The 427-nt window shown below is 53.4% G+C and carries 1 protein-coding gene; it reads right to left on the reverse strand.

The window, feature by feature from the left end; all coding sequences use genetic code 11:
* On the reverse strand, window positions 1-427 hold a 427-nt coding region (locus tag SB772_RS39220), incomplete at both ends, for a class I tRNA ligase family protein (protein ID WP_410838420.1).

Consider the following 427-nt stretch of genomic DNA (forward strand, 5'->3'; position numbering starts at 1 on the left):
GTTACGGTAACCTTCCAGACGCTTCATATCCCAGTTGATGTCACGACCGGTAGACGCCAGCGCCGCCAGGGTGAAGCGCAGCGCGTCAGTACCGTGCGGCTCAATACCGTTCGGGAACTGCTTCTCGGTGCGCTTACGGATTTTGTCCGCCAGCTGCGGCTGCATCATATTGCCGGTACGTTTTTCCAGCAGTTCTGGCAGCGAAATACCGTCAACCATATCCAGCGGATCAATAACGTTACCCTTGGATTTAGACATCTTCTGGCCTTCGTCATCACGAATCAGGCCGGTCATGTAAACGGTGTGGAACGGCACCTGCGGTTTGCCATTTTCATCTTTGATGAAGTGCATGGTCATCATGATCATGCGGGCAATCCAGAAGAAGATGATGTCGAAGCCGGATACCATCACGCTGGTTGGGTGGAAC

The organism is Paraburkholderia sp. SIMBA_030, assembly GCF_046535245.1.
In the GTDB taxonomy this organism is placed as follows: Bacteria; Pseudomonadota; Gammaproteobacteria; order Burkholderiales; family Burkholderiaceae; genus Paraburkholderia.